The 23,655-nt window shown below is 65.1% G+C and carries 21 protein-coding genes; 12 read left to right on the top strand and 9 right to left on the bottom strand.

Annotated elements, in window-relative coordinates; all coding sequences use genetic code 11:
* Positions 1 to 2 precede the first annotated feature (2 nt).
* Both LIX00_RS05535 and LIX00_RS05530 read right to left on the bottom strand, forming a co-directional pair.
* Positions 3 to 1,202, bottom strand: coding sequence for a glycosyltransferase family 4 protein (locus LIX00_RS05535; protein ID WP_227355205.1), 1,200 nt, complete (start codon positions 1,200 to 1,202; stop codon positions 3 to 5).
* A gap of 165 nt (positions 1,203 to 1,367) precedes the next feature.
* On the bottom strand, positions 1,368 to 2,618 hold the full coding sequence (locus LIX00_RS05530) for a hypothetical protein (protein WP_227355204.1): 1,251 nt from the start codon (positions 2,616 to 2,618) through the stop codon (positions 1,368 to 1,370).
* A gap of 312 nt (positions 2,619 to 2,930) precedes the next feature.
* Between LIX00_RS05530 and LIX00_RS05525 the strand changes: the two genes are divergently transcribed.
* From LIX00_RS05525 to LIX00_RS05515, 3 genes are all read left to right on the top strand, one after another.
* Positions 2,931 to 4,457: a flippase gene (locus LIX00_RS05525; protein WP_227355203.1), complete on the top strand. Its 1,527-nt coding sequence runs from the start codon at positions 2,931 to 2,933 to the stop codon at positions 4,455 to 4,457.
* A gap of 76 nt (positions 4,458 to 4,533) precedes the next feature.
* Positions 4,534 to 5,679: an NAD(P)/FAD-dependent oxidoreductase gene (locus LIX00_RS05520; RefSeq protein WP_227355202.1), complete on the top strand. Its 1,146-nt coding sequence runs from the start codon at positions 4,534 to 4,536 to the stop codon at positions 5,677 to 5,679.
* Positions 5,680 to 5,832: 153 nt separating this feature from the next.
* Positions 5,833 to 6,447 carry a hypothetical protein gene (locus tag LIX00_RS05515; RefSeq protein WP_227355201.1) on the top strand — a complete coding sequence of 205 codons (615 nt, stop codon included), beginning with the start codon at positions 5,833 to 5,835 and terminating at the stop codon, positions 6,445 to 6,447.
* Between the two features lie 96 nt (positions 6,448 to 6,543).
* Here LIX00_RS05515 and LIX00_RS05510 read toward each other — a convergent pair whose 3' ends face one another.
* Positions 6,544 to 7,746: a carboxylate--amine ligase gene (locus tag LIX00_RS05510; protein WP_227355200.1), complete on the bottom strand. Its 1,203-nt coding sequence runs from the start codon at positions 7,744 to 7,746 to the stop codon at positions 6,544 to 6,546.
* A 262-nt stretch (positions 7,747 to 8,008) separates the two neighbouring features.
* Between LIX00_RS05510 and LIX00_RS05505 the strand changes: the two genes are divergently transcribed.
* The 7 genes from LIX00_RS05505 (at position 8,009) to LIX00_RS05475 (ending at position 15,659) form a co-directional block, all read left to right on the top strand.
* The gene (locus tag LIX00_RS05505) at positions 8,009 to 8,392 is read left to right on the top strand and encodes a DUF7344 domain-containing protein (protein WP_227355199.1); all 384 of its coding nucleotides are present in this window, start codon (positions 8,009 to 8,011) and stop codon (positions 8,390 to 8,392) included.
* A gap of 145 nt (positions 8,393 to 8,537) precedes the next feature.
* Complete coding sequence (locus tag LIX00_RS05500) at positions 8,538 to 9,302, top strand: hypothetical protein (protein WP_227355198.1); 765 nt, start codon at positions 8,538 to 8,540, stop codon at positions 9,300 to 9,302.
* A 308-nt stretch (positions 9,303 to 9,610) separates the two neighbouring features.
* The gene (locus LIX00_RS05495; protein WP_227355197.1) at positions 9,611 to 11,197 is read left to right on the top strand and encodes an ABC transporter substrate-binding protein; all 1,587 of its coding nucleotides are present in this window, start codon (positions 9,611 to 9,613) and stop codon (positions 11,195 to 11,197) included.
* A 39-nt stretch (positions 11,198 to 11,236) separates the two neighbouring features.
* A complete protein-coding gene (locus LIX00_RS05490) occupies positions 11,237 to 12,235 on the top strand; it encodes an ABC transporter permease (protein WP_227355196.1) in 999 nt (332 codons plus the stop codon).
* Positions 12,236 to 12,237: 2 nt separating this feature from the next.
* Positions 12,238 to 13,227: an ABC transporter permease gene (locus tag LIX00_RS05485; RefSeq protein ID WP_227355195.1), complete on the top strand. Its 990-nt coding sequence runs from the start codon at positions 12,238 to 12,240 to the stop codon at positions 13,225 to 13,227.
* A 1-nt stretch (position 13,228) separates the two neighbouring features.
* The gene (locus LIX00_RS05480) at positions 13,229 to 14,350 is read left to right on the top strand and encodes an ABC transporter ATP-binding protein (RefSeq protein ID WP_227355194.1); all 1,122 of its coding nucleotides are present in this window, start codon (positions 13,229 to 13,231) and stop codon (positions 14,348 to 14,350) included.
* A gap of 13 nt (positions 14,351 to 14,363) precedes the next feature.
* Positions 14,364 to 15,659 carry an ABC transporter ATP-binding protein gene (locus LIX00_RS05475; RefSeq protein ID WP_368410735.1) on the top strand — a complete coding sequence of 432 codons (1,296 nt, stop codon included), beginning with the start codon at positions 14,364 to 14,366 and terminating at the stop codon, positions 15,657 to 15,659.
* Here the strand turns inward: LIX00_RS05475 and LIX00_RS05470 are convergent.
* Positions 15,656 to 16,132, bottom strand: a complete 477-nt coding sequence (locus tag LIX00_RS05470) for a DUF7974 family protein (RefSeq protein ID WP_227355193.1) — start codon at positions 16,130 to 16,132, stop codon at positions 15,656 to 15,658. The two genes, LIX00_RS05475 and LIX00_RS05470, sit on opposite strands and share 4 nt — an antisense overlap.
* 563 nt (positions 16,133 to 16,695) lie before the next feature.
* Here LIX00_RS05470 and LIX00_RS05465 point away from each other — a divergent pair.
* Positions 16,696 to 16,857, top strand: a complete 162-nt coding sequence (locus LIX00_RS05465) for a hypothetical protein (protein ID WP_227355192.1) — start codon at positions 16,696 to 16,698, stop codon at positions 16,855 to 16,857.
* Between the two features lie 385 nt (positions 16,858 to 17,242).
* On the opposite strand, the gene LIX00_RS05460 is transcribed toward LIX00_RS05465, so the two are convergent.
* Entirely contained in the window at positions 17,243 to 18,142 is a 900-nt protein-coding gene (locus tag LIX00_RS05460; RefSeq protein WP_227355191.1) for a hypothetical protein, read from the bottom strand.
* Positions 18,143 to 18,187: 45 nt separating this feature from the next.
* Here LIX00_RS05460 and LIX00_RS25940 point away from each other — a divergent pair, with 45 nt between their 5' ends.
* Positions 18,188 to 18,313: a hypothetical protein gene (locus LIX00_RS25940; protein ID WP_255679353.1), complete on the top strand. Its 126-nt coding sequence runs from the start codon at positions 18,188 to 18,190 to the stop codon at positions 18,311 to 18,313.
* Between the two features lie 136 nt (positions 18,314 to 18,449).
* Here the strand turns inward: LIX00_RS25940 and LIX00_RS05455 are convergent, their stop codons facing one another.
* The 4 genes from LIX00_RS05455 to LIX00_RS05440 form a co-directional block, all read right to left on the bottom strand.
* A complete protein-coding gene (locus LIX00_RS05455) occupies positions 18,450 to 20,240 on the bottom strand; it encodes a hypothetical protein (RefSeq protein ID WP_227355190.1) in 1,791 nt (596 codons plus the stop codon).
* 342 nt (positions 20,241 to 20,582) lie between these two features.
* Positions 20,583 to 21,737, bottom strand: coding sequence for an ABC transporter ATP-binding protein (locus LIX00_RS05450; protein ID WP_227355189.1), 1,155 nt, complete (start codon positions 21,735 to 21,737; stop codon positions 20,583 to 20,585).
* 2 nt (positions 21,738 to 21,739) lie between these two features.
* The gene (locus LIX00_RS05445) at positions 21,740 to 22,666 is read right to left on the bottom strand and encodes a carbohydrate ABC transporter permease (protein ID WP_227355188.1); all 927 of its coding nucleotides are present in this window, start codon (positions 22,664 to 22,666) and stop codon (positions 21,740 to 21,742) included.
* Complete coding sequence (locus LIX00_RS05440) at positions 22,663 to 23,652, bottom strand: carbohydrate ABC transporter permease (protein ID WP_227355187.1); 990 nt, start codon at positions 23,650 to 23,652, stop codon at positions 22,663 to 22,665. Before LIX00_RS05440 ends, LIX00_RS05445 begins: the two co-directional genes overlap by 4 nt.
* Positions 23,653 to 23,655: the final 3 nt, after the last annotated feature.

The raw sequence follows: 23,655 nt of genomic DNA, 5'->3' as shown, positions 1-23,655 counted from the left end.
CGTCACGTCGCTTCGACGACTTCGAGACACGTTTCCACGAGGCTTCTCGACGCCGACTCCCACGAGTAGCGTCTCGCCACGTCCCTCCCGTTCGCTTCGAGTCGCGCGCGGAGCTCGGGCGACGAACGCAGCGTTTCTAGCGCGTCGGCGAGTTCGCTCGGCGAGTTCGGCGGGACGAGTAGGGCCGTCTCGCGGTCGACGGCGTACTCCGTGATACCCTCCAGATTCGTGGTGACGACGGGCGTGCCGCAGGCCATCGCCTCCACGTTGACCATCCCGAAACTCTCGTACTGAGACGGCAGACACAGCGCGTCCGCGGCGGCGTAATAGCCCGGTAACTCGTCGTGCGGAACCGGCCCTTCGATCGTTATCCTCGACTCGACGCCGCGGGCTCGGACTCGCTTCGCGAGCGCGTCGGTGTCGCCGCGACCGACGATACGGAGGTGCGCGTCGTCGGATAGCTCGGCGACCGCGTCGACGAGGTCGAAGATTCCTTTCGCCTCGACGAACCGACCGACGAACAGCATCGTCCACTCGTCGCGCTCGAACGCGGGTTTCGCCGCGGGATGGAATCGGTCGATATCGACGCCGGGGTAGACGATACCGTCGGGTTCGTACCCCAGATGGTCGACGAACTCCCGCCGGGTCTGCTCCGAGTTGACCACCGAGCGACCGGTCGAGAGCAGTTCGCGCACCCGCATTCCGACGCCTGCCCGTTCGAAGCCGTGAAACACGCGAACCACGGGGACGTCGAGGAGATTCGAGAGGACGAGGTCGTCCAGAAAGTCGTGCGTCACGAGAACGTCGACGTGCTCGTTCATGTGGCGAATCGTGCCGTCGCGGAGCGCACCGAACAGCGGAAGGAGTTTTTCGTTCACCACCGACGGGGAGTCCATCGCCGGAAGGCCCTCGAAGAGTCTTTCCACGGGTTCGAGTTCGGTATCCATCTGGACGACCTCCGCCTTCGTGTCTCGCATCTTCGGCGTCAGCTCGCCGGATTCGGTGTAGAGGTACGCCGGTTGGTGGTCCGCCAGCGCGTCCAACAGCTGCTGGACGTACATCACGACGCCGCCCGCGTCCCGCGTTCCGGCTTTCGTGAAGTACATCCCGACGGTCAGCCGTTCGTTTCGGGCGATTCCCCGCTCGGTCGCGCCGTCGTCTTTCCTCCCCGTTTCCTGCCGGTCCCCGACGTGTCGGTGCAATCGAGTTCCACCGTTCATTCTCGAATACGAGCGTGCGAAATAACTTTGTTATGAACGGGGAGGGCGAACGCTTCGATTCGGTACGGACGCCCTGAACGGGCGCGAACGGACCCGTTCGACGATAAAAACGGTTGGCGGTGGGAGCCGAACGCCACCGACCGGCCTTCAGATGCGCTTCAGGAGCGTCGAGAGGTCCCCGAAGTCGAAGCAGTACGTGCGTCCGCCGTAGTCGACGCAGTATCTATCGGCGAACCCGGGGGACGCGGAAATTCGCTGTTCTTTCACCGCGTCGTCGCTCGACGGCGCGTTCCGCGAGGAAGCGCCGGTACCGTTTCCGGCGTCTTTCGAATCGGCGTCGGAGCCGGAACCCTTCGCGGAGCGCTCGGAGCGGGTTCCGCCCGAGGAACCGCCGTTACCGGAACGACCCGAGTTGCCGGACCGACCGCCGGTCGATTTCGCTCCGCTCGCCGCTTGCTCGGCGGTCGTCGGCGCGCCCTTCGGCGGTTCGTGCTTCGGATTCTCGCCGACGTTCGTCGTTTCGACGTTGCCGATGAGTTGGCCCCTGATCTGCGAATCTCGAACGCGGAACGTCGTCTTCGTCGCGGCCAGCGCGGACGCGCCCCCGTTCGTGTTCGAGTCGGTGCAGTCGATGTGACAGTTCTCGAACTCGATGACGTTGTCCTCCGTTCCGTAGCCGTCGTACACGCCGCGGGAGTTCACGACGCCGCCGTTGATGGGGTGGAGCGGAACGTCGTTCGTGTTGTAGATGACCGTGTTTTTCACGGTCGTGCCGTCGGTCGCGATGCGGAGGTGGCTGATGTTGTTGTTCTTCAGGAGACAGCGGTCGAACGCCAGCGACCCGCCGCCCGATTTCGCCGCGCCGCCCGCGTAAATCGCGTTGCCGGTCCAACCGTTCATCGTGACCTCCGTGAGGTCGATGTGACCCGAGTGGGAACTGGAGACGCCGATGGCGCCCTTTCGAACCATGTCGCCCGCGACGCCGTCGCCGAGGTAGACGTGCTCGATGGTGCCCGTCCCCGACGCGGTGATGAGGTTCGGATACCCGCCGAGGTTCTTCCCCGGCGAGTGCGGACCGCTCATGTCCGCCGTTCCTTTGAATCCGACGTTGCGAATCGTCCAGTCGGAACCGCTCGCGACGATCTGAACGTCCGCCCCGCTCGCGCTGAGGTCGATGAGTTTGTTCTCGAACGTTTCGCCGCTTCCGACGTCGAACTGCCGCTGTTCGCCGGAGGAAATCGTGATCGTCTCGTACTCCGCCGCCGATGCGGCGCCGGAGAGCGCCCCCGCACCGATGAGCGAAAGGGCGGTCGAACCCGTCAGTTTCAGATACGAACGACGGTCGAACGAGTCGCCGTACGTACGTTTTTCGCGTGCCTTACTGCGATTGCGTGCCATGCGGTCTTCAATGCAGATTGCTCTATTAATATTCTTACGATGTGCGTCCGGTTCGCTCAACCGATCTCGCGGTATCGTGAATACGACGACCCTCCGTCAATAATGTTATTTCGTGACGTTCGAGCGGATGCGATAAACCGGTGATTTCCGGAGCTTCGGACGGTAATCGAAGCGGATGGGTGCGATTACTCAATCGTACGAGCAGTATAACAAAGTCCTTCAGACGCCTCGCTGGTCTCACCGTGAGTACGAGAACACGCTCGGGACGCCAGCATCGGGTTCGTCCGACCGAGACCGCCCGCCCCGTTACGAATGGCCGCGAGTAAGAATCACCTGTCGGAACTCCTCTCCAGTTCGGTGCTCATCGTCGTCGGCGTCGCCGTCGCGTCGGTCGGCCGACTGGCGGAGCGAATCATCATCGCACAGCAGTTCTCGACCGAGATGTACGGCGAGGTCACCATCGGCTTCGCCATCATGACCATCGGAACCACCGTCTCGCTCGTCGGCCTGAACGACGGAATTCCGCGATTCGTCTCCCGGTACGACGACGACCGCGACGTTCGCGGCGTGTGGTTCGTGGGATTGGTCGCCTCCCTCGCCGTCAGCCTCGCCGTCTCGCTCGTCCTGTACGTCAACGTCGACGGCATCACCGGCGCGCTCTTCGAGACGAAGGCGTCGAGCGACCTGCTCCGACTGTTCGTTCTCACCATCCCGGTCAGCGTCTGCCTGACCGTCGGCGTCAGCGCGCTTCGGGGACTGGAGAACACGCGCTACAAACTGTACTCCAAGGACCTCCTCCACCCCGGACTGCGAATAGTGCTCCTGACGGCGCTCGTCGCGGGCGGATTCGACCTGCTCGCGGTGGGTTACGCCTACTTCGTCGCGACGCTCGGGACGCTCGTCGTCGTCTACCTCCTCTCCAACCGCCTCGTCCGCCTCGTGGGGCCGATACGAACGCACTCCCGGGAACTGCTCGCGTACTCGGCGCCGCTCATCGTCACGATGGTGCTGTCGATTCTCCTCACGCGGATGGACACCCTCATGCTCGCCCACTTTCGAACCTCGGACGAGGTCGGCGTCTACAACGCGGCGTATCCCCTCGCGAACAGCCTGCTGATGGTCATCTCGTCGTTCGGCTACCTCTACCTGCCCCTGACCTCGCGGTTGGACTCCGAGGGCGAGCGCGAGGAAGTGACGAGCATCTACCAGATAACGACCAAGTGGATATACGTCTTCACGTTCCCCGCGTTTCTGGCGTTCACGGTGTTCCCCGGCGACGTGCTCTCCATCTTCTTCGGCTCGAAGTACGCGAGCGGCGGGGCGGCGCTCGCCGTCCTCTCGATCGGATTTTTCACCAGCGCCGCCGCGGGGCGCAACCGGACGACGCTCGCCGCGCTCGGTCACACGACGGTCATCCTCTGGGTGGACGTCCTGACCCTCGCGCTCAACTTCGTCCTGAACGTCGTCCTGATACCGCGGTACGGATTCGTCGGCGCGGCGGTCGCGTCGTCGGCGGCGTACGTCGTCCGCAACGTCGCGCTCAACGCGATGCTCTGGACGAAGTGCGGCATCAGCCCGCTGTCGAAGCACACGAAGACGACGTACCTCGTCCTCCCGGTCGTCCTCTTTCCCGTCTGCGTCGCCGCCGCGAACTGGGTGTCGCTGACGGCCTTCACGCTGCCCGCCTTCCTGGTGCTGACCGGTCTGCTCACGCTCGTCGTGGTCGCGGTGTCGGGGTGTCTCCAACCCGAGGACGGTACCCTCATCGAGTTCGTCGAGGGGGCGGTCGGCGTCGAGATTCCGGTCGTGCAGCGGTACCTCCGAGCGCGCGGCGAGTGACGGCGGGTCGAGCGCGGGAACCGCACGATTCGCCGAAACCGATACTTCCGAGTCGCTGCCGGTTGGAGCACGACGCATGTACGACGCCATCGTCGTCGGGGGCGGCATCGTCGGCGCGTCGACCGCGTACCACCTCGCCCGCGGCGGCGCGGAGACGCTCCTGCTCGACCGTCACGACGCCGGACGGGCGACCGACGCCGGCGCGGGGATACTCTCGCCGGCGACGAGCAGTCGCACCGACTCGACCGCGTGGTTCGAGTTCGCGCTCGACGCCGCGAACTACTATCCGACGCTGGTCGACCGACTGACCGAGGAACAGGACGGCGAAACCGGCTACGCGCGCTGCGGCCTGCTCTCGGTCGCCGTGGACGAGGACGAGCGGGCGGCGTTCGAGGCCGAGTTCGAGCGAATCGCCGACCGGCGGGAGACGTACGGGCACCCCGCTCCGGGGTCGGTGTCCGAACTCGACTCCGACGAGGCGCGAGCGCGGTTCCCTCCGCTGGCGGAGACCGACCGCTGTCTCGCGTACGACGACGCCGCGCGGGTGGACGGGAGGACCTTCACGGCGGCGCTCCGTCGGGCGGGGAGGAACCGCGGGCTCGCCGTCGCCGAGGAGGACGTCACCCGCATCGACCGCGACGACGGCTCCGTTTCCGGCGTGAGAACCGCGTCCGGCGACCGGTACGACGCCGACGCCGTGGTCGTCGCCGGCGGGGCGTGGTCGCGGGCGTTCGAGGAGTCGCTGGGCGTCTCGATTCCGGTCGAACCCCAGCGCGGCCAGATACTCCACCTCGACCTGCGCGACGCCGACACCGAGGCGTGGCCCATCGTCGGCGGGTTCCGCGGCCACTACATGGTTCCGTGGCCGGACGGCCGCGTCGCGGTCGGCGCGACGCGGGAGACCGGTTCCGGGTTCGAGCCCCGAACCACGGCGGGCGGCGTCCGCGAGGTGCTGGACGAGGCGCTCCGCGTCGCCCCGGGCCTCGCGGACGCCGAGATTCGGGATATCCGGGTCGGCCTGCGACCGCGGTCCGCCGACCGGTTGCCCGTGTTGGGGCCGATTCCGACCGTCGACGGCGTCCACCTGGCGACCGGGCACGGCGCGACCGGACTGCAACTCGGGCCGTACAGCGGAAAGATCGTCGCGGACTCCGTTCTGGGCGAACAGGGGGACGAACCGACGGAACTGGAGCGGTTCGGCGTCGAACGATTCTCGAGCTAGAACCGGACGCCGGTTCCGCCCGCTTCGACGGGGGGACTCCTCAATCGTCCCGCTTTGCGACGCTCGATACCCCCGAAAAAAGCCACTTCGGCGTATCGATAGCGGTATAACCTCGAGGTGAATATCGGCGCGAAAACGGACACGGTGTGCAACGTGACGGGACAGACCGACTACATCGACGACGACATCGCGGACGTGATACTGAACGGCTCGGCGTACGAGCGACTCCGCGTTCACCGGCACAGCCACTTCGACCAATCGATTCCGACGAAACTGGCGTGGCAGAGCGCCCTCCTGCTCGCGCTGGCGCTCGTCGCGCCGCTGACGCTCGCCTATCCGTCGTCGGTCGTCGCGCTCTTTCCGGGCGGCGACCCCTTGGCGGCCTCGCCGACCGTCCTGATGCCGGGCGCGCTCGTCCTCGTCCTCGAACTCGGCGCGGCGGTCGGACACGTCTCGGTCGCCGTCGCGGTGCTCCGGGGCGAGTCGGCGCTGAGCGAACGCCGGATGCGACAGCTCCTCAGCGTCGAGGAGATGTCGTCCTTTTACGGCTTCGTGGGGGGTGCCCTCCTCCTCGCCGTGACGCTCGCGTTCTTCCTGCTCGGCTATGCGGGCGTCGAGACCGTCCAGCAGTATTCGGCGGGCGGAGGGCAGGGACCGTTCGACCCCTCGGGCACCGGACTGAGCGTGGCGACCGTCGCGCTGACCGCGTTCGCGGGGAGCGTCGCGCTCTTCGCGGCGAGCCGCTTTTTGGACGCGAAACTGGACTGAGCGGCGGGACGAGCGGGCGGAATGCACTCCCGCGCTCCCCGGTTCGTCTCCGCGTACGGGAGGGGTTTCTTGGGGACCCCGTCGTTCGCTTCTCGACTACCGGGAAACGCCGGTCTGTCTCCCGACCCAGTTGAGGAGGTCGCGAGCGAACGGCCGAGCGTCGTCCAGTTCGAGGTAATCGAACCGCGGGTGGGCGTAGAACGACGTGACGACGTCCCGCAGCGCCGCGGGGAACGGCGGCGGGTCCACGAAGGGGACGTCCTCCTGCAGGACGCTGTAGAGGTACATCGCCTCGCCCCCGATTCGGTGCGTCGCGACGCCTTCCTCGTACTCGGCGTCGACACGAACCGGCTCGTTCCCCGCGAGTCGCCAGTAGTAGTACGGAAAGTCCACGCCGGCCCGGACGGCGCACGCGACGGACACCCACACCCGCGGGTTGATCTCCATGAGTTTGAACTCGCCCGTGTTCGAATCCCGCTTGAACTGCACCGACGCGAATCCGTGCCAGTCGAGGCGGTCGAGCAGCGCCCGTCCCACCCGTTCGAGTTCGGGGAGGCGAACCGTCTCCCGAAAGATGCTCGTTCCGCCGGCGTAACTGAACGCTCGAATCTGGTGTTTTTGACACGTCGCAACCGGTTCGCCGCGGTCGTAGAGCGCCCACAGCGCGTACTCGGAACCCGGGACGTACTCCTGAACGATCGGCACGTGACGCATCTCCTCCCGAATCGCTTCCCGGTCGGGCTCCCGACCGGGTCGGAGGTACCGCGTCGAGCCCCCTCTGGCGGTTTCTCCCGACGGAATCGAATCGACGTAGTCGTTCGAGAGTATCGAGTACCGCGATTTGACGATGAGTTTGCGGTTCCAATCGTCGACTTCGTCGAGCAGTTGCGTCTCGGGCACCGGCACCCCGGCTTCCTCCGCGGCCGCGACGAGGCGCACTCGGTCGTGGACGTCCCGAAGCGTATCGAACGTCGGCCAGGGCGTCGCGACGTGCTCTCCGAACTCCGTTCGATACTTGGAGAGCGCGTAGATGTTCTCCTCCCGCATCGGGACGACCGTGCGAACGTCGTCCCTTCCAGCGAGCATCAAGAGCGCGTCCTTGTATCCCTCCAGGTCTTCCGCGGGAGACGGTATTGCGACCGCCTCGTCGCAGTAACGCGACGCGAACGCCGCGGCGTTCTTCCGTTCGGAAAACGCGACCGTCCGGACGCCGCGGCGGCCGAGCGAACGCAAACAGGTCGCGGCGCTGGGCGCGTCGACCGCCGGTACGAGAACCGTGTTCCCCTCCCCCGTGTCCATGCGAGGCCTTTCTCTGCGGTAGCGTATCAATATGGGCCGATTACGACCGAAACGGAGGACGGTCCGTCTCGGCGTAACTTCCCCCGCGCGGCGAGTTGGAACCTCTTAACCCGACGAGGCGGGCCATCCCGACTCCGGGCGACGAGGGGGTGACCGGCGGACGGCGACCGCGTCCCCCGACGCGAACGGACGATGCGCCCCCTTTTCAACAGCCTTACTGCAAAAGCACGACTTCCGTGCCCCCTCGCTGAAAGGTACGACCATGGCAAACGACAGACCAACCGAGCCGACCCCGACCGCGGACGGAACCGCTCCGACGGAGAGCGAGGAGACGGTCTGCGACGCGCTGTTGGACGCCCTCTCGTACTCGCGACGGCGCCACCTCCTCTCCCATCTCGGCGGCTCCTCGGCGCCGGTATCCTTGGCGAACCTCGCCGACGAAATCGCCGCCCGAGAGCGGGACGCGCCGCTCGCCGACGTCCCCTCCGAGGACGTGAAGCGGGTGTACGCGTCGCTCTATCACTCGCACGTTCCTCGCCTGGAGGACGCCGACCTGGTCGAGTACGACCGAGAGCGGGACGCGGTCTCCCTCCGAGAGCGAAGCGCGGCGGTGGAGCAGTACGAAGCGCTCGTCGCGCGGTGCTAAGCCCTCTTTCGACGGACGGCAGACGAACCGGAGAGCGGTAACCCCGTCGGCCGCAGCGGGCCGGACGCGGGCGGAGTCCCCTACGCGAGCGGGCGAACCCCGCGCCAGTTCACTTAACCGCGTTCGCCCACTTCACCGATAGTAGATGAGCTACCGAGACGCAGTCAAGGCGGCGAAGTACGCCGGGGGGTCGAACGAGCAGGCGACCGCGCTCCACGAACGTCGACTCGAAACCGTCGCCGCCGGCGGAGGGTACTTCGGCTTCGACGAGCCGCGAGGCATCGTCCTCCACGTCGTCCCGACGGGCGTCTACGACGACGGGTACGCCATCGACCTCTCCGAACGCGGGGTGTTGCCGGAGGCGAACCCCAGCCGACCCGCGCAGCTACCGGTGCTCGGCGGCGACGACGCGCGCGGAACGTGGACGGCGGACGGGTTCGGGGCCCGCGTCGCGGCGAGCGACCGAGACGAGCGGTGCGCCGGCTACGCCCACCTCTTCTCGAACGGGGTCGTCGAATCCGTCTCGGCGCTCCCGTTCGACGGTTCGTCGTCAGACGCCGGGGTGCCCCGCCTCGACGGTCGAACGGTCGAACTCGACGCGGTGGCGTGCGTGCGTCGCTACCTCCGGGTGCTCTCGTACCACCGGGCGACGGCACCGATTCACGTCGCGTTGAGCGCCTACGGAACCGAGGGCTGTCCGCTCGACTCGGGAGGCGCCGCCGAACCGCGGGAGATACGCGAGGACGTGCTCGCGCCGTTTCCGGTCAGCCTCCAAAACTTCGACGCCGACGTCCGAGCCGAACTGGCCGACCCCATCGACGCGGTCTGGCGGGCCGCGGGCCACCCCGGATCGCCGTTCTTCGCCGACGGCGAGTGGACGCTTCGCTCGGCGTACGAGGAGTCGCGCTGAGCCGTCGCGCGGCGGACACAGTCGGACGACTCGTTGTGCCGCCCGCCTTCCGTCTCCGCGCGGCGAGCGGCCGTAACGAACGCGAACTCGGCTGTCGTCGAACCGAGCGGTCGACGGAAACGAAACCCCGTTCCTTTCGTCGTTTTTCAACGAGATCCGAACTCGGTAGGGGGAGTCTACCGATTCGAACGGGACGTTTCAGCCACCGAATAACAATGGTTGGTTCGGTCAAAAGACGCGACAGTTGTTCACAATCGACAACTTTCGAACGGGCGACGAAGACACGAACTAACCACGATACCGAAACCATGACCCAAAAAGAACCCATCCCGGACTCGATCAAGCGACGACGGCTCCTCCAAGGGCTCGGCGCGACGGGCGTCGCGGCCCTCGCCGGCTGTACGGGTAGCCAACAATCGAACTCCGGCGGCAATCTGAAGCTCGCACAGGTGAAGAGCCCGCTCGAATTCGACCCCATCGTCCTCAACGACGTTCCCTCGGCGCAGGTGGCGGACCGCGTGTTCGAGGGGCTCTACACGTACGACAGCGGAATCAACGTCGTTCCGCACATGGCGACCGGCAAGCCGAAGGTCAGCAACAACGGCAAGACGTACGTCGTGGAGATACAGCAGGGCGCGAAGTTCCAGAACGGCGACCCCGTCACGCCCGAGGACGTGAAGTACTCGTTCGAAGCGCCGGTGAAGGAGGAGACGGAGAACGCCGCGGAGCTGAACATGATCGATTCGATCACGAAGACGGGCGACCGGACGGTCAAGTTCGACTTGAAGTATCCGTACGGTCCGTTCATGAACTCTCTGACGTGGTCCATCGTTCCCAAGAAGGTCCGGGAGAAGAACAAAAAGAGGTTCAACAAGAAAAAACCGGTCGGCTCCGGCCCGTTCAAGTTCGACGACTGGCAGGAAGGGAAGTTCGCCCGCCTCTCGCGCTGGGACGACTACTGGGGGAAGCCGATGCCGAACCTCGCGAAGGTCGAGTTCACGCCCATCGAAGAGCCGACGACGCGGTTGACGAGCTTACAGACCGGCGAGAGCGACGTCATCGAGGAAATTCCGCCGAAGCTCTGGCAGCAGGTGCAGAACATGAGCGACGCCAGCATCGCGTCCGTCATCGGGATGGGGTACTTCTACCTCGCGTTCAACTGCAAAAACGGCCCGACGACCGACCCGAAGGTGCGCGAGGCCATCGACTACTGCTTCGACATGGACCAGGCGGTCTCGAACTTCGTCGAACCGAGCGGGGTCCGCCAGTACAGCCCGCTGCCGAAACAGATCGCCGAGAAGTGGGGGATGCCGCTGAACAAGTGGAAGCAGATCCCGCACGACAAGAACGTCGATAAGGCGAAGACGATGCTCGACGACTCGGACAAGGTTCCGGACAACTGGAACGCGAACATCATCGTCCCGCCGGACGACAAGCGCGAACAGCTCGGCGTCACCGTCGCTAACGGACTGAAGGAGGCGGGATACAACGCGAACGTTCAGCGGCTCGACTGGGGCGCGTTCCTCGAAAAGTACGTCTCGGGGAAGCCGAGCGACTACAACATGTACACCCTGGGTTGGTCGGGGACGCCCGACCCGGACGCGTTCACCTACTACTTCTTCACGAAGGAGGCGCACGGAACGACGGACGGCACCTTCTACAACGGGGTGAACAAGCAGATCGTGAACGCGCGACGGTCGGCCGACCGCGCCGAGCGAAAGAAGCTGTACACGAACGCCATCACGAAGCTACTGCAAGACCGGGCGCACATCCCGGCCTACAACATGAAGAACAGCTTCGGCATGAAAAATAAGGTGAACGGGTTCAAGGCGCACCCCGTCTCGAGCTTCGTCCTCTCGACGGACTACACCAACGCGTCCATCGGGTCGACGTAAGCGCTCCACCCCGGTTCTGAACGATTCGAAGACACACTCATGGGAATCCTCCGCTACACGATACGGCGACTACTGCAGGCCATCCCCGTCCTGATCGGGATCGTCACGATAACGTTCCTGCTGACGAACGCGATACCGGGCGACCCCGTTCAGATAATGCTCGGCCCGTCGCCGAGCGCGGAGATGGTCGAAAAGATACGCGCTCAGTACGGGCTGAACAAGCCGCTCCCGGTGAGATACGTGAACTACCTCGTCTCGGTCGCGCAAGGGAACCTCGGTGAGAGCATCTACTACGGAACGCCCGTGCTGACGAAGATAATGGAACGGCTGCCGGTGACGCTCCTCCTCATGCTCTCCAGTTTCGCGTTCGCGCTCGTCGCCGCCATCCCGCTCGGCATCGTCTCCGCGAGACGGCGCAACCAACCGACGGACCACGTCTCGCGGGTCGTCGCGCTCGTCGGCGTCAGCACGCCGTCGTTCTGGATCGGGCTGATGCTGATCATCATCTTCGCGTACCACCTGAAGGTGCTCCCGGCGACGGGTCTCGTCCTCCCGTGGGCCGCTCCGAGTTCGGTCGACGGGGCGTCGTCGCGGCTCGACGTGTTGCGGTTGACGGTGATACACCTCCTCCTGCCGACGCTCTCGCTCGGAACGCTCCAGATGGCCGCCATCATGCGCATCGAGCGGTCGTCGATGCTCGAGGTGCTCCAGCAGGAGTACGTGAAACTGGCGCGGGCGTACGGCGTCGCGGAGCGCAAAATCGTTCGAAAGCACGCGTTTCGGAACGCGCAGCTCCCCGTCATCACGGTCGTCGGGCTGCAACTCACGTCGGCGCTCGGCGGGGCGGTGTTGACCGAGACGGTGTTCAACATCAACGGGATGGGGCGGCTCATCATCACGGCGATCAACAACCAGGACTATCCGCTGGTCATGGGGACGACCATCTTCTTCGGCCTGACGTTCGTCGTCGGGGTCATCCTCACCGACCTTTCGTACGCGTACATCGACCCCCGCGTGACCTACGACGAGGTGGACTGACGATGGGAACGACAGAAACGCAGACGGACGAACTCCGCGAACCGCAGACGAACGACCGATACGAGGGCGGCGACCGAGTCGAGGCCAACGTCGGCTGGCGGTACGCCGTCGAACAGATCCGCCGCGATACGACGGCGCGAATCGGCCTCTACATCATCAGCGCGATGACCGCGATGGCGGTGTTCGCGTACGTCGACGCCACGGTGTTCGACTACGCCATCGCGTCCCGGTTCTGGTACAATCCGGTGAACGACCCGGCCAACGCCAGAATCCTGCTGCCGCCGGTCGGAATGGAGAACACGTTCGGCACCGGGACGTGGAAGTATCCGCTCGGAACCGACCACCGCGGGCGGGATATCCTCGTCCGCCTGGTCTACGGGTCGCGGATAGCGATGCAGGTCGGCATCGTCTCGACCGGGTTCGGACTGGTGTGCGGAACGCTCGTCGGTGCGGTCGCGGGCTACTACGGCGGATGGACGGACGACGCGCTGATGCGCCTCGTCGAGACGCTGTACGCGATTCCGTTCCTCGTGCTGGTCATCGCGTTCATGGCCGCGTTCGGGCGCGACATCACCTACGCGATGATCGGGGTCGGCATCACGACGATCCCGGTGTTCGCCCGGCTGATTCGGTCGCGCGTGGTCAGCGTCCGCGAGGAGGAGTACATCGAAGCTGCCCGGGCCGCCGGCGTCCGCGACCGGAACATCATCCTCAGACACGTCATCCCGAACAGTTTCGCGCCCGTCCTCGTCCAGGCGACGCTGCAGGTCGGCATCAGCATCCTCATCGTGGCCGGACTCTCCTTCCTCGGCTTCGGCGCGCAACCGCCGACGCCGTCGTGGGGACAGATGCTGAACCAGTCGCGGGGGTACATGCTCCCCGACCCGTGGTTCAGCCTGTGGCCGGGAATCGCCATCCTCGTCACGGTGATGGGCTTCAACCTGCTCGGCGACGGCCTGCGAGACGCGCTCGACCCGCGAATCAAGAACTAACATGACCGACACACTACTCCAGATAAACGACCTGAAGACGCAGTTTTTCACCGAAGAGGGCGTCGTCCGCGCGGTCGACGGCATCTCCTTCGACGTGAACGAAGGGGAAATCGTCGGCCTCGTCGGCGAATCGGGGGCCGGAAAGAGCGTCGCGGCCCAGAGCATCCTCCGACTCGTCGACCACCCCGGCGAGATAGTCGCCGGGGAAGTTCGGTACAAGGACGACGTGCTGTTCGGCCTCGAGGAGGGGCCCGACGGCGAACTCCGGGAGCGAGACGAGATGCTCTCGAACGAGGAGATGCGCCGCCGAATTCGCGGCAACGAGATCGCCATCATCTTCCAAGACCCCATGGAGAGTCTGAACCCGGTGTTCACCGTCGGGAGCCAACTCCGGGAGTTCATCCAGATAAATCGCGACCTCTCGAAGGGAGAGGCGAAAGCGGAGGCGATTCACATGCTCCGCGAGGTCGGCATTCCCGAACCGGAAGTGCGCTACGACAACTACCCGCACCAGTTCTCGGGCGGGATGCGCCAGCGCGTGCTCATCGCCATGGCGCTCGCGTGCGAGCCGAGCCTCATCATCGCGGACGAGCCGACGACCGCGCTCGACGTGACCGTCGAAGGGCAGATACTCGCGCTCGTCGACGAGCTACAGGAGAAGTACGACACGAGCTTCATCTGGGTCACCCACGACATGGGCGTCGTCGCCGAGCTCTGCGACCGCGTCAACGTGATGTACCTCGGCGAAATCGTCGAGCAGGCGGCGGTCGACGACCTCTTCTACGACACGAAACACCCCTACACGGAGGCGCTGTTGGACTCGATGCCGCGACCGGACCAAACCGTCGAGGAACTCTCCCCGGTTCGGGGCGTGATGCCGGAAGCCATCGACCCGCCGCGGGGCTGCCGGTTCCACACGCGCTGTCCGGACGCCCGGGAGGTCTGCACGGAAGTCCACCCCGACTGCCGCGAGGTGTCGGACGCGGACGAACGCTCGCACCGCGCCGCCTGCCTGAAACACGACGAGTTCGACGTCGGCTACTGGGTCAGCGAACCCATCGACGTTCGCGCGAAGGCCGGCATCTCCGGCGACGTCGTGAACCGCTCGGGGGGAGGTGACTGAGGTGAGCGAACCGATGTCCGTCGACCGGGCCGCGGCGGACGACGCGAAAACCGGGGAACCGCTCCTCGAAGTGGAGGGGCTCACGAAACACTTCGCCGACGGCGGCGGGTTCCTGTCGGGGTTGTTCGGCGAACAGCAGCGGGTTCGCGCCGTCGAAGACGTCTCCTTTACGATACGCAAGGGCGAGACGCTCGGACTGGTCGGCGAGTCCGGGTGCGGGAAATCGACGCTCGCGCGGTCGATACTCCGACTCCTCGAACCGACCGCGGGCACCGTCTACTTCAAGGGCAGAAACCTCACCGAGTTGAGCGACGAGGAGCTGCGAGCGCAGCGCAAGGACATGCAGATGATATTTCAGGACCCGCAGTCGTCGCTCGACCCGCGGATGAAGATCGGCCCCATCGTCGAGGAGCCGATGAAGGCCCACGGGCTGTACGACGCCGACGAGCGCGAGGAGCGCGCGCGGGAGCTGTTGGAGAAGGTCGGCCTCGACCCGCAACACTACAACCGCCACCCCCACGCCTTCTCGGGGGGTCAGCGCCAGCGCGTCAACCTCGCCCGCGCCCTGAGCGTGAACCCGGATTTCATCGTCTGCGACGAACCGGTCACGGCGCTGGACGTGTCGATACAGGCGCAGGTGTTGAACACCATGCGCGAGCTACAGGACGAGTTCGGGCTGACCTACCTGTTCATCGCCCACGACCTCTCCGTCATCCGCCACATCAGCGACCGAGTGGCGGTGATGTACCTCGGCCAACTGGTCGAACTCGCGGACAAGGAGGAGCTGTTCGAGAATCCGCAGCACCCCTACACGGAGGCCCTCCTCGAGTCGATTCCGGTGCCCGACCCGCGCGCGGAGGGAACCCGCGGCGTGCTCGAAGGCGACGTTCCCTCGCCCATCGACCCGCCGTCCGGCTGTCGCTTCCGAACGCGGTGTCCGAAACTCATCGCACCCCCCGAGTACGAGTTCACGCAGGAGGAGTGGGCGAACGCGCGTCGGTTCATGCGCGAAGTCCAGCGTCGGTCGTTCGAACCGACCGACGGAGCCGACGTGGAAGCGCGATTCTTCGCCGACGCGAAACCGGGCGGGGAGGCGGGTCGCATCGTCGACGACGCGATAGACCGCGTCGTGGGCGACGACTGGGAGCGAGCGGCCGAACTGCTCGACGAGTCGTTCGCCGAACGGAGCGTCTGCGCCCGACTGATTCCCGAGTACGAGGTGCCGACGGAGTACGGCACGTCGCCCCACGACGCGGCGTGTCACCGCCACCGCGACGACGTCGTCGGCGGACTCCAGAAGGAAGGTTAGCGGAGCGTGACGGTGGTTTCGTCCCGCGGTCGCCCGTCCTCGGTGGCGAGGTAGGCGGCTATCGTGTGTTCGCCAGGTTCGGCGGGGACGCGCCGGGACGACCGGTCGGTTCGTTCGAATCGCCCGTCCCACGTCGCGCGAACGCGCTTTCGTTCCCGCGCTCGGAAGTGGAACGCGTTCGGACGGTCGCGGACGTAGTAGGACTCGTCGCTCGCCTCGAGTTCGCCGTCCACCTCCCAGCCCCAGAGTCGCCGTCGCGGCGTCTCGACCGACACCGGAAACGGAAATCGGTTCTCGAACTCGACCGATATCCGTATCTCGTCGCCGACCGCGTACCGCGTTCGGTCGGTGCTCACGGTGACCGCGATACCCCGCCGCGCGACCCACTGCGGCACGACGGCTCTGACCGCGCGTCCGAGGTAATCGACGTTCTGGTCGAACCCCATCGGGTCGTCCGAATCGGTGGGTGACATGGTTCGCCGTTCCTCGCCGGTAGGCCGCGATTCGTGGTGTTTCTTGCGGTTCGACGCCGGCGAAACGCGAACGCGAATCGGTGCGGTGGCGTCGGCGAGACGGCGTTCCGCGCCCGAATCTTTTTACCGGTGCGTGATTTAGGTTAGCCTAATATCGGTGCTCGGCGGCCCAGTTCGGCGAACGAACCGGCGAACCGACGCGGACGAAACGGAGGGTGTACGAGAATGACCGGACCGAGAACGAAACGGGCGGAAGCGTGGGCCTACGTCCACCTCGCGCTGTTCGACAGTTCCGACGAACCGGAAGAGGATTCGGTGGACGAACGGTAACGGTGTCCCACCGCCTTCGTTCGAATCTTCGAAGCGAGGAGGGTAGTCGCGTCGAGTGCGAACTCCCCCCTCCGACGGCCGGTAACCGAATCGGAGTCGTCGCGGCCGCGAAAGTCCGCGAGCGCGGTCCACCTCGTCGGGCGTTTTCGCCCCGTTATCGCGTCTCGGCGGGCGAAACGACCAATACCCCTACGTGTGAATCATAATTCAGGATGATTAAAGCGAGTGGATTCATGAGCATCGGTATCGTTTTCGTCGCGTTTACCGTCGTCCTGTCGAGCGTCCCCGTCCTGCCCTACCTCTACGATTCACCCCTCTTGAAAGCGACCGGCGCGCTCGGCCTCGGATTGATTCTACTCTCGCTCGGGTTGCAAACCTACCGCGAGACGGCGTGAGAACGGTACTCAGCGACCGCTGCCGGATTCGACCGGGGTCCGGCCCTCCCTACCGCCGACACCGTCTCTCACCGCCGGGAATAAATGTGGGACGCTCGGAATTATTAACAATCTTTCTCGGAAAAGTATGTCTTTACCGTCGTACATTTAGATGAAATCTCAATATTCGTAACTGATTTTAACTGTTGCCGAAAATCGACGCTCGGCGGCTCATGTTTCCACACCGCGCGCTCCCCTCGCCGACTCGAACGCTAGTCTGCTTGCTCGTCGCAGGACTCCTCGTCGCCGGAAGTCTCGCCCCGTCCGCGAGCAGTACCGCCGATGCGCGAACTCCGTTGCCGATTACGACGGACGACGGGCAAGAACCGAACGTCACGTTCCGGTGCTACCAAGCGACCGTCGAAACGAACTCCAGTGCGACCGTCATCCTGCACTTCCCCGACGGTCTGGAACAGCGCGTGCTCCCTCCGGGGACGCACACCGTTCGGGGCACCGGCGTGAACCGGGGGAAACCGCTTACGGCCCTCACCATCGAAACCGGAGTCTCCATCGAGAGGTACGAGAACCCGCGGTATCCCGAATGCGACCGAGAGCAGACCACGACGACAGTGACGACGACGGCGACGACCACGGTGACGGCGACGGCGACCACCGCCACCAGTACCTCGGCCGCCACCAGTACGACGGTCACTCGTACGACGACCACCGGCGCGACGACCGCCACGACGACTTCGCCGCCGTCGACCACCACCGCCACGTCGACTACCACCGAGACGACCGCGACGCCGCCGCCAACGACGACGCGGACGTCCGCGGCGACTTCCGCGACGGCCGGCGAACCGGCGACGGCGACGACCAGCACGTCGACGTCCGGACCGACGCGGGACGCGACGAGCACCGCCCGAACGCCGGCGTCGGCGGAACCGGAGACGGAATCGACACGGCGGACCAGCGCGGGCGGCGGTGCGGACGCGACGGAAACGGCCCCCACGGCGACGAAAACCGAACGGACGTCGTCGACCGAGACGAGGGTGCCGAACGGTTCGCACGCGAGTGCGGGCGGGGGAAAGTTCGGCCCGCCGGTCCGCGACGACGCCCCGAGAAACGAGTGGACGGTCGGGGATTCGGTGGCGGTCCTGCTCGTCTGTCTCGGCGGAGCGCTCGTGGCTGGACCGAGATTACGCGTCGCGAGTTCGAACGCGGTCTCGCGCGTGACCGCGCCGCGGGAACGATAACGACGCCACGAGGCCGGAGCCCCGTTCGACGCGACGCCGATTCGGGGCAATCGTTAACTTTCGTGAGGTACGAACGTCGAGTGGAGGCGTTACCAATGGCTCCGGTTCCACACTTCCCGACGGACGAATCGGACGACGAAGGTGCGCCCGACATCGGCGACATGGTCGACCGCATCCTGAACCGCGGCGACGGTTCGACGCTGACATCGCCGGACGCGTGACCACCGATGCCGGTCGTTCTCGATTTTTTTCGCTCGCCGAGACCGCCGAGACCGAACCCCGAGAGCACCGACGCTCTCCGTCCGCCGAACGTTCGCGAGGGGAAGACGCTCGCCCGGCGAACCTGCGGTTTCCCGATCAGGCTCCGTCGAACGACACCTCGGCGATGCGCGTGTGGTACGGGTCTCGCCCCTCGGCGTCCGGGTCGACGTCGACGTCGGGCGAGTACTGGCTCACGGTCCAGAAGCGCCCCGAGGTCGGGTCGACCGAGACGCCGTTGTAGTCGCCCCACCGCATCACGTCGTACCCCTCGCCGTAGTCGTACCGCGACTCGCCGTCCTGTACGACGACCGAGTCCTCCAGTTCGTTGGGCGCGTGTTCCGCGGTTCGCCCCGCCACTTCCATCCGCGGGAAGGTGTCGGGGCCGCTCACGTTGTGCGCGATGATCGTGCTGTCGCCGTCCGACCCGACCGTCGGGATGAAGTAGGACGTGCCCGGTTCGCCGTAGACGCCGCTCTGAACGACTTTCCGCGCGTCCGCGTCGATTTCGTACCACTTGATGGCCGCGACCGCCTCGCCGTCGCCGTTCCAGTCGTACCGGATGGAGTGGGCCGCCCAGAGCGACCCGTCGTTGTAGTCGAGGTTCATCAGCCGCGTGCCGAGGGTGTCGATTAGCGCGTCGGAGTCCGGTTGGCGCGCGGCCGGCGGGTAGCCGAACTTCTCCACGTCGACGGTGAAACACTCGAGCGTCGGGTCGTCGAGCGGGTCGGTCACCTCCCAGAGCGTGAGCGCGTCGGCGGTCGGCGACGGAAAGACGCTGTTCAGGAGGTAGAACGTCCCGTCGCTGCCGCCCGAGAACGGTTGGAGCGCGGGCTGTACCGTGAAGTCGTCGTTTTCGACCTCGGGATTGTCCATCGCGGTGAAGTGGTACCCCGTCGCGGCCTCGCCGGCGTACAGGGCCGCCTTGTCGAGGGTCACCATCGTCACCTCGAACCGCTCGCCGAAGAAGTTCTGCGAGAGGTAGACGGCGTCTCGGTCGAGTCCGAGCGTCGGATAATCGACGAGTCCCTCGTTGTTCACCGGCGGAATCCGGTAGACGTGCCACTTCCCGTTCGGGTTGCTGCCGTCGGAGACGGCGAGACACCACCAACCCTGCGGGGGTCGTTGGAAGGGTTCCGCGTCGCCCTCTTCCCCTTCTTCGGCCCGCTCTTCCAGTTCCTCCCGGTCGACGATTTCACCGCTCTCGGTGATGCCGGGTTCGTACTGCGTCGCGGCGAGGACGAACCGCTCCGCGTTCCGGTCGTACCGCGCCCGCGGGTCGAAGACGAAAGGGTAACCGTAGGCGAAGCCGCCCTCCGGTTCGTCGATGACCGGTCGGAAGATATCCTCCAGTCGTACCTTCAGCTGCTGGTTTCCGGAGCGTTTGTTGAAGATGGCGACCTGCTGGTTGAGCGCGTGGACGACCTTCCCGCGACCCGCGGCGATCTGCGAATCGGAGGGGACGCCGCCCCGCGTCCCCTCCGCGTTGACGCCGTCGTACTCGGTTCGGATCGATAGCTCGTCGCCCGTCCCCGCGGCCCGCTGCGCTCGCCCCGACGGTTCGCTATGCCCGCCGCGCTCGGCCTCCGCCCGTAGCTTCTCCAACTCCTTCTCACCCGCCGGGGATTTCGCGCCCGAATCGACCGCTCGCTTCCCCTTCCCTCGCTTCGACTCCAACCGCGCCAGATTCACCGTCGCACCGGAGTAGGTGCGTTCGAACGGCCCCTCGGCGCACTCCGACGCCGCTCGAACGTCGATCGATCCGAACCCCGGCACCGCCACCCCTCCGACGCCGACGCCCGCGAGTTGGAGCGCGCGCCGCCGAGTCGTCGACCACTGATCGTCCGCCTTGTTTTGTTCGGTACCGAAGTCACTGTTTTTGTCTCCCATACAAACGAAACATTGTCGATCGATACCTTATAATTAACTCACAACAAGTCGGATGATAATGTCGATTCTTCGTTCGAAGTGCGGTGAAAACGGAGTTCTCGAAACTTTACAGAAAATGGGAGAAAAATCGAAACATCGCGATTAGAATCCGTCGATACAGGAGAGCAGGGATGCGACCACGCCCGCGACTCGGCGAGCCGCGAGCGGCGAACGCCGCCGCTCGCGGGTGACGGATTTCCGACGTCAGTCGCGCTGACCGCGGCCGACTCCGCCGGTTAGTCGCCGCCTACTCTCGAGCGAGTACCCCGGAGTCGCACCTCTCCCTGTCCCGTGAACGATGCGTCAAGTGAGTGTAACCGATAAATCGCCCGTCAAAACCCTGTGCCTGAGCGTTTCACCGGTCGTCGCGTCGAAGATACTGATGGCGTCCTCGGGGATGTGCACGGTTGCGGGCTGACCGGCGCTTATCTGCTTGAACCCGTCGACGGTGGCGATGAACGTCTCGGGGTTCGTGTTCTCACCGTCGAACGTCAGGTAAACGTTGTTCTCGTTGCCCATCGGCTCGACGACGTCCACGACGGCCTCGAACGCGTGTCTCCCGTCGGCGTCGTCTGACACGATGATGTCCTCCGGACGGACTCCGAGAACCACCTCGGCCCTATCGCCGATGGTCTCCCTCGTTTGCTCCGAGACGTGGTACTCGAACCGACCGCCGACCGCCCGCGAGACGAGCCGCGACCCCTGCACTTCCATCTCGAAGAAGTTCATCGAAGGGCTACCGATGAATTCGGCGACGAACCGGTTCGCGGGCGTGTGATAACATTCCAGCGGCGTTCCTATCTGTTGGAGTTCGCCGTCGCTCAGCACGGCGATGCGGTCTCCCATCGTCATCGCTTCCGTCTGATCGTGGGTGACGAAGACGGTCGTCACGCGTAGCTCCTCTTGGATGCGCTGAAGCTCAGTGCGCATGTGCGCGCGAAGCTTCGCATCGAGGTTCGACAGCGGTTCGTCGAGCAGGAACACCGCGGGGTCGCGGACGATGGCGCGGCCGAGCGCCACGCGCTGTTGTTGACCCCCGGAGAGCTCCTTGGGCTTTCGGTCGAGCAACTCGCCGATGTCGAGCAGTTCCGCGGTCTCTCGCACCTTTCGTTCCATCTCCGCGTCCGGGATATCCGCGGATTCCTCGAGACCGAACCGCATGTTCTCGCGCACGGTCATGTGCGGATACAGCGCGTAGTTCTGGAACACCATAGCGATGTTCCGGTTCTTCGGAGATTCGTCGTTGATGACTTTCCCGTCGAGACGAATCTCGCCGTCGGTCGGCACTTCTAACCCCGCTATCATCCGCAGCACCGTCGTCTTTCCGCAACCGGACGGGCCGACGAGGACGAGGAACTCACCGTCGGCGATGTCGATCGACACGTCGTCGACGGCGACGACGTCTTTCTTGCTACCCGTGAACGCTTTCGTGACGTGTTCGAGCGTGAGTACTGCCATGATTAGGTTTCTCCCGTTACACCTTCCGCGAACTGTTCGCCGAATAGAACGTAGACGAGCAGCGTCGGAAACGCGGCGATGAACGCGCCCGCCATCTGGAGATTGTACTGTTGCACCATCGACCCCTGGAACTTGTTCAGCGCGAGGGTGACGACCTCGTTCTGCGGATTCGAGACGAGCACCAACGCGAACAGGAGGTCGTTCCATATCTGCGTGAACTGATAGATGAACACGACCGCGAACATCGGCGCGGAGAGCGGGAGGATGATCCGTCGGTAAATTCGGAACGCTGATGCGCCGTCCAATCGGGCCGCCTCCAGCATCCGCTCGTCGAAGTTCGAGTAGTACGAGCGAAAGAGGATCGTACAGATCGGGATGCCGTACGCCGTATGGGTGACGATGAGTTCTATCAGCTCCGTCCGGCTCGCGAGGACGGGAATCGCGGAGAGGAGCGACGGCGTGTCGACGATGGTCCAGAACCGCGTCAGCGGCACCAGCACCGACTGGTACGGAATGAACACGCCGGCGACGAAGAGCAGGAACACTCCCGTCTGGCCCCGCCAGTCGAGGTTCGTCAGGCCGTACCCCGCGAGCGAACCGAGCAGTCCCGAGAGCACCGTCGCCGGGATGGCGAGTACGAGGCTGTTCACTATTGCTCCGCGCGCGTTCCCGAGCGGTCCCTGCAGCCGCCCCCAGGCCTGATACCACGGTTCGAGGGTGAAACCGGCGGGCGACGGCGGTACGAACGGAGTCGACTCGAAGAACGCTGCCTGGGTCTTAAACGCGGTCACGAACCCGCTCTCCAGCGGCGCCAGGTAAAACAGCACCATCCCGAGGAGAAACGCGTAGAGGGCGGCGCGCCATGACGCGACGAACGAGAACCGCTCTCGAAGCCGTGTCCCCCCGCCGAACCGCTCGCCGAGGCTCATAGCTCCCCCCGCTGGTACTGGTACAGCAGATAGGGTCCGATGATGATGAGCGCCACGACGAACAGGACGGTCGCGATGGCGGAGCCGTAGGCCCAGTTCGTCGAACTGAACGCTTCGCGGAACATCATTACGGCCAGAATATCCGCGGACGGCCCCGGCGTATCTCCGAACATGACGAACAGGAAGTCGAACGCCTTGAGCGCGAACACCATCAGCACGATGGCCCCGCTCAGCGTCGACGCTCGGAGCTGCGGGACGATCACCCGTCGATACATTCGAATCGTACTCGCCCCGTCTATCCTGGCGGCCTCGAACTGTTCGTCCGGAATCGCTCGCAGGCCGGCCAGATAGACGACCATGCAGTAACCGCTGAACTGCCACATTAACGCGAAGATGACCGCCGCGAGCTTCGTTCGAGGGTCGCTGATCCAATCGTTCGCGAAGAAGCCAAGTCCGACTGAACGGAGCAGGACGTTGATCATTCCGCTCGTCGGATTGTACATCCACGCCCAGAAAATGGCCGTAACCACGAACGAGAGGCTCATCGGCAACAAGTAGATCGTCCGGACGGCGTTCTTCCCTCGGATGTCCTGATCGACGAGAATCGCGAGCACGAGACCGACCGCCAATGACACCGCCGTGAACGCGACGAGCAGCACGACCGTGTTGCGCGCGGCGCTGATAAACGAACCGTCCGAAGCCATCCGACCGTACATCTCGAAGTCGAGCGAGCCGTAGTCGGGCGTTCCGAAACCCGCCCAGTCCGTAAGCGAAATGAGCGCGTTCCAACTCACCGCGCCGTACACGAACAGCCCCATCAACAGGGCAGGCGGGAGCCAGAAGGCGAGTCCGCGGACGAAATCACCCTTGGTTCCTCCTCGTAGATTCGAGAGTCGCGTCGACTTCGCGGGCGCCGTCCCGCCGTCGGGTCGAGCACCGTCGGGGTCGGAGAATCGGGTACGCAGCCGAGCGAGTATCTTTTTCATCGC

The organism is Haladaptatus salinisoli, from assembly GCF_020614375.1.
GTDB lineage: Archaea > Halobacteriota > Halobacteria > Halobacteriales > Haladaptataceae > Haladaptatus > Haladaptatus salinisoli.
The sequence above is the reverse complement of the archived record's forward strand: the minus strand, read 5'-3'. Positions and strand labels throughout refer to the sequence as shown.